We start from the raw sequence: 5,338 nt of genomic DNA, 5'->3' as shown, positions 1-5,338 counted from the left end.
CATGTCGGGCGGCTGGAACCCGACGCTGCACCTTGCTTCGCATCGCGGCCACCGGCCGGTCTGGGACGAGGCGCGCGCCGCCTTCGTGCCGGGCGAGCTGCCGCGCGGGCTTGCGGTCGCCGGCGCGGCCGGCGGCAGCTTCGGGCTGCCGGAAGCGCTCGCCGAAGGCGCGCGGGCGGGCGTCGCCGCGGCCAGCGATCTCGGCTTCGCCGCCGCCATGCCCAACCTGCCGGAGACGGCGGAAGCTTCGGCCGGGCATCGCCCGCTGTGGCGGGTGGCCGCCGCGAAGGGCAAGAGCTTCGTCGATTTCCAGAACGACGTGACGAGCGAGGATGTCGCGCTCGCCGAGCGGGAAGGCTTCCGCGCGATCGAGCATCTGAAGCGCTATACGACGCTCGGCATGGCAACCGACCAGGGCAAGACCGCCAATGTCAACGGGCTCGCCATCATGGCGGCGCTGACCGAGAAGGCGATCCCGGCAACCGGCACCACCACGTTCCGGCCGCCCTATACGCCGGTGGCGCTCGGCGCGCTCGCCGGCCACCACCGCGGTCCGGCGCTGCGGCCGGTGCGCCTCCCGCCGGCCCATCGGGTGGCTGAGCGCCGGGGCGCCGTCTTCGTCGAGGCCGGCGCCTGGATGCGTGCGCAGTATTTTCCGCGCGCAGGCGAGACCGACTGGCTCGAAACCGTCAGCCGCGAGGTGACGACGGTGCGTGGCGCGGCCGGCATCTGCGACGTCTCGACCCTCGGCAAGATCGACATCCAGGGCGCCGATGCCGCCGCCTTCCTGGAGCGGGTCTATGTCAATGGCTGGAAAGGGCTTGCCGTCGGCAGGGCGCGCTACGGCGTGATGCTGCGCGAGGATGGCTTCGTGCTCGACGACGGCACCACCGCCCGGCTTGGCGAGCGGCACTTCCTGATGACGACGACGACGGCCAATGCCCCCAAGGTCATGCAACATCTCGAATTCTGCGCCGAGGTGCTCTGGCCCGAGCTCGACGTGCGCCTGGCTTCCGTCAGCGACCAGTGGGCGCAGTTCGCCATTGCCGGACCGCGCTCGCGCGCGCTCGTCGCGGCGGTGGTCGATGCCGGCCACGACGTCTCGCGCGAGGCCATGCCCTTCCTTGCCGCGCGCGCCGTCACCGTCGGCGGCGGCGTGCCGGCACGGCTCTTCTGCCTCTCGTTCTCCGGCGAACTCGCCTATGAGCTGGCGGTGCCGGCGGCCTTTGGCGCGGCGGCGCTCGAGGCTCTCCTGGCGGCTGGCGAGCCGCTCGGCGCCTGTGCCTATGGCACCGAGGCGATGGCGGTCATGCGCATCGAGAAGGGCCACGTCGCGGGCGGCGAGCTGAACGGCCAGACGACGCTCGGCGATCTCGGTCTCGGGCGCCTGATGTCGGCGAAGAAGGACTGCATCGGCAAGGTCATGGCGACAAGGCCGGCCCTGACCGATCCGGACCGGCCGGCGCTGGCCGGCTTCCGGCCGGTCGACCGCAGCCAGCGCCTGCGCGCCGGCGCCCATTTCATCCCCCTCGGCGCCGCGCCGCGGATCGAGGCGGACGAGGGCCACATGACCTCGGTCGCCTTCTCGCCGACGCTCGGCCATTGGATCGGCCTCGGCCTCGTCAGGCGCGGCGCCGCGCGGCAGGGCGAGCGCCTGCGCGCCTATGACCCGGTGCGCGGCGGCGATGTCGAGGTCGAGATCTGCTCGCCCGTCTTTGTCGATCCGGAAGGGAGCAAACTCCATGGCTGAGGCCGCCGCGATCCGTCCGGCCTGGGCGCCGCAGGGCGCCTGGGCCGATATCCTCGCCGCCGGCCGGCACGGTGCGGCCGGCGGCGGCGCCGGCCTGACGGTCACTCCGCTCGAGGGGTTCGGCCTTGCGCTGGTGCTGGCTGACCGTGATCCCGGGGCCGGCGGTGCCGCCGCCGTGCTGCAAGGCCTCCACGGCGCTGCGCCGCCGCGCCGGCCGCGGCTCTCCACCGGCACGCTGTTCGATCTGGTCGCGATCGGGCCGGGGCGCTGGCTCGCCGTCTCCGCCGACCGGGCCATCGCCGCGACGCTCGCCGCGGCGCTCGGATCCCACGGCGCGGTCAGCGACCAGAGCGACGGTCTCGCGCTCGTCCGGCTGGCCGGCCCGGCGGTGCGATCCGTGCTCGCCAAGGGATGTCCGGTCGACCTGCACCGCCAGGCCTTCGCGGTCGGTGCCGCGGCGGCCACCATGATCGGCCATGTCAACACGACCCTGTGGCGCCGGCCCGATCGCGGGGCGGATCCGGTCTTCGAGCTGGCGGTGACACGCAGCATGGCCGGCAGTCTGGGCGACTGGCTGCTCGCCTCGGCCGCGGCCGACGGCTGCGCGATCACGGAACCGGCGGGGCCGGGGTGACGGCGCGGCCGGAACGACTTATGGCTCCTGCCTCATCTGTTCCGCGCTACCCGCGAGCCCTGCCATGCTGCATGCCGAAACGGCCTTCATCCTGACCCTGTCCTGCCCGGACCGCCCGGGCATCGTCGCGGCGGTCGCCACCGCCCTGTTCGAGGCGGGCGCCAACATTACCGAGGCGCAGCAGTTCGAGGACGTCGAAACCGGCCTGTTCTTCATGCGCGTCGCCTTCGTGCAGGCCGGGGACATCGACGGCGTCAGGCGATCGCTTGGCCCCGTCGCGGCGCGCCTTGCCATGACCTGGAACGTCCGGGCGGCGGCCGAGCGCAAGCGGGTGATGGTGCTGGTCTCCAAATTCGACCATTGCCTTGCCGATCTCATCTACCGCCTGCGCACCGGCGAGCTGCCGATGACCATCACCGCGGTCGTCGCCAATCACCCGGCGGAGGTCTACGCCCATCTCGATTTCCACGAGATCCCGTTCCACCACCTGCCGGTGACCAGCGCGACCAAGGCCGAGCAGGAGGCGCGCCTCGTTCGGCTGATCGAGGAGACCGGCACCGATCTCGTCGTTCTCGCCCGCTACATGCAGGTCCTGTCGGCGGATCTCGCCGACCGGCTTGCCGGCCGCTGCATCAACATCCACCATTCCTTCCTGCCGGGCTTCAAGGGCGCCAGGCCCTATCACCAGGCGCACGAGCGCGGCGTGAAGCTGATCGGCGCGACGGCGCATTTCGTCACGTCGGACCTCGACGAGGGCCCGATCATCGAGCAGGACGTGGAGCGCATCTCGCACCGCGACCGGCCCGACGATCTCGTCCGGCGCGGGCGCGACATCGAGCGGCGGGTTTTGGCGCGCGCCGTGCGGCTGATCCTCGAGGACCGGGTGATCCGCAACGGCCGCAAGACTGTCGTCTTCGCCGAATAGGCCGGTGGCTAGGCCCGATATCCAAGGCGTGGCTATGATGCGCCCGCCGGGCGAGACCCGGCGCTGGAGCGGAGAGCCAAGCATGCCTGTCGTCTCGGCCAATGGTATCGAGCTTTGCTATGACGAGGTCGGTGACAAGGACGCGCCGGCCGTCATCCTGATCATGGGGCTCGGCACCCAGATGACCGCCTGGTCGGAGCCGTTCTGCCGGGCGCTCGCCGACGAAGGCTTCCGGGTCGTGCGCTTCGACAACCGCGACGTCGGCCTGTCGACCAAGATCGAGGGGGCCCCCCCGGTGGCGATCGGTGCGGCGCTGGCGAGCGTCATGGCCGGCAAGCCGGTGGATGCGCCCTATCGGCTCGAGGACATGGCGGCGGACACGGTCGGGCTGCTGGATGGGCTCGGGCTTCGCCGCGCCCATCTGGTCGGCGCCTCGATGGGCGGCATGATCGCCCAGATCGTCGCGGCCGACCACCCCGACCGCGTGCTGAGCCTGACCTCGATCATGTCGTCGAGCGGCGCGCCGGACCTGCCGCCGGCACGGCCAGAGGCGATCGCGGCCCTGCTGGCGCCGCGCCCCGACACGTTCGACCGCGAGCAGGCGATCGCGATCGGCATGAAGGTCTATCGCGTCATCGGCAGCCCGGGCTATCCGACCTCGGACGAGGACCTGCATGCCCGTATCGGCGCCGCCGTCGACCGTTCCTATTATCCGGCCGGCGTTGGCCGACAGTTCCTGGCGGTGCTCGCCAATGGCAGCCGCGTCGCGCTGCTGAAGCGGATCACCGTGCCGACCCTGGTCATCCATGGCGAGGACGATCCGCTGGTGCCGGTCGAGGCCGGCAGGGATACGGCCCGTCATGTCGCCGGCGCGGCCTTGAAGCTCGTTCCCGGCATGGGCCACGATTTGGCCGCCGGTCTGACGCCGATCCTGGTGCCGGCCATCGCCGCCCATTGCAAGGCGGCAGATGCGCCGGTCTGAACGGGACGCGGCGCGGCCACGCTGGTAGGCCGCACTTCCTGCGCTGGTTGAGAAGACAGCCGGCCGGCCTTCATGAGACGGCTCTGTCCCGATGGGACAGGGCGTTCTGCGATGACAGGGCAGGGCAAGGGAACGGAGCGCGACGACGGGCGTGCCGGCCGCGCGGCGATCGTTGCTTGCGGCTTCGCCCCGTTCGCCGTCGCCTGGCGCCTCGCGCTCCGGCAATCCGTGTCGGCGCTGGCCCTGCTCGCCGGCCTCGTGCCGCTCGGCGCGCGACCGGCGGCGAGCCAGGCGCTGCCCTCCGGCGGATCGGTTGCTGGCGGCCGGGCGACGATCGGCACGCCTGCGGCGGGGTCTCTGACCGTCAGCCAGAGCTCGCAGCGCGCCGTCATCAACTGGAATTCCTTCTCGGTCGGCGCCGGCGGCACCGTGTCGTTCCGGCAGCCGGATGCGAGCGCGGCTACGCTCAACCGGGTGACCGGCACCACCTCATCGACCATTGCCGGGCGCGTCCAGGCGAACGGGCAGGTCTATCTCGTCAATCCCAATGGCATCCTGATCACCCCGACCGGCACGGTCGACACGTCCGGCTTCACAGCCTCGACGCTGGAGACCGGCGACGGCGACTTCATGGCCGGCCGCCAGCGCTATGCCGGCGGTGGCCGTTCGGCCGGTGTCACCAACCAGGGAACCATCCGGGTGCGCGGCGGCGGCGACGCCGTGCTGATCGGCGGCCGGGTGAGCAACGACGGCACCATCACGGCGCCGGGTGGTCGGGTCGGGCTCGCCGCCGGCGAGCGTGTGTCGGTCGATGTCGAGGGCGATGGTTTTCTCACCGTCTCGGTGCCGTCCGATGATCCCGATCGGTCGCAGGCGCTGATCCGCCAGACCGGCGCGATCCGCGCGCGTGGCGGGCGCGTCGAGGCGCGTGCCGCCACCAGCGCCGATGTCGCCCGCGCGGCGATCCAGATCGGCGGAACCATCGAAGCCGGCGAGGTCGCACCGACCGCCGGCGGTGTGCGCTTCGGCGGCGGGGCAGGCGGTGCC

The 5,338-nt window shown here is 72.1% G+C and carries 5 protein-coding genes; all 5 read left to right on the top strand.

The features are described from left to right. Positions 1–1,750 (top strand): glycine cleavage T C-terminal barrel domain-containing protein (locus OZ671_RS31805; protein ID WP_328286417.1); only part of this gene is annotated, 1,750 nt, incomplete at its 5' end. Continuing rightward, positions 1,743–2,384 carry a sarcosine oxidase subunit gamma gene (locus tag OZ671_RS31800; protein ID WP_268864412.1) on the top strand — a complete coding sequence of 214 codons (642 nt, stop codon included), beginning with the start codon at positions 1,743–1,745 and terminating at the stop codon, positions 2,382–2,384. The genes OZ671_RS31805 and OZ671_RS31800, both read left to right, overlap by 8 nt. Before the next feature lie 64 nt (positions 2,385–2,448). Next, positions 2,449–3,309 carry a formyltetrahydrofolate deformylase gene (gene purU / locus OZ671_RS31795; RefSeq protein WP_268864411.1) on the top strand — a complete coding sequence of 287 codons (861 nt, stop codon included), beginning with the start codon at positions 2,449–2,451 and terminating at the stop codon, positions 3,307–3,309. An 82-nt stretch (positions 3,310–3,391) separates the two neighbouring features. After that, entirely contained in the window at positions 3,392–4,291 is a 900-nt protein-coding gene (locus tag OZ671_RS31790) for an alpha/beta fold hydrolase (RefSeq protein ID WP_268864410.1), read from the top strand. Between the two features lie 111 nt (positions 4,292–4,402). Beyond that, positions 4,403–5,338, top strand: a 936-nt coding sequence (locus tag OZ671_RS31785) for a two-partner secretion domain-containing protein (RefSeq protein WP_268864409.1), incomplete at its 3' end; no start/stop codon positions are given.

Source organism: Phreatobacter sp. AB_2022a (genome assembly GCF_026847585.1).
Classification (GTDB): Bacteria; Pseudomonadota; Alphaproteobacteria; order Rhizobiales; family Phreatobacteraceae; genus Phreatobacter.
The sequence above is the reverse complement of the archived record's forward strand: the minus strand, read 5'-3'. Positions and strand labels throughout refer to the sequence as shown.

Coding starts and splice junctions, on each gene's coding strand:
- OZ671_RS31800 (WP_268864412.1), top strand. CDS start 1,743: ATGGCTGAGGCCGCCGCGATCCGTCCGGCCTGGGCGCCGCAGGGCGCC.
- purU (WP_268864411.1), top strand. CDS start 2,449: ATGCTGCATGCCGAAACGGCCTTCATCCTGACCCTGTCCTGCCCGGAC.
- OZ671_RS31790 (WP_268864410.1), top strand. CDS start 3,392: ATGCCTGTCGTCTCGGCCAATGGTATCGAGCTTTGCTATGACGAGGTC.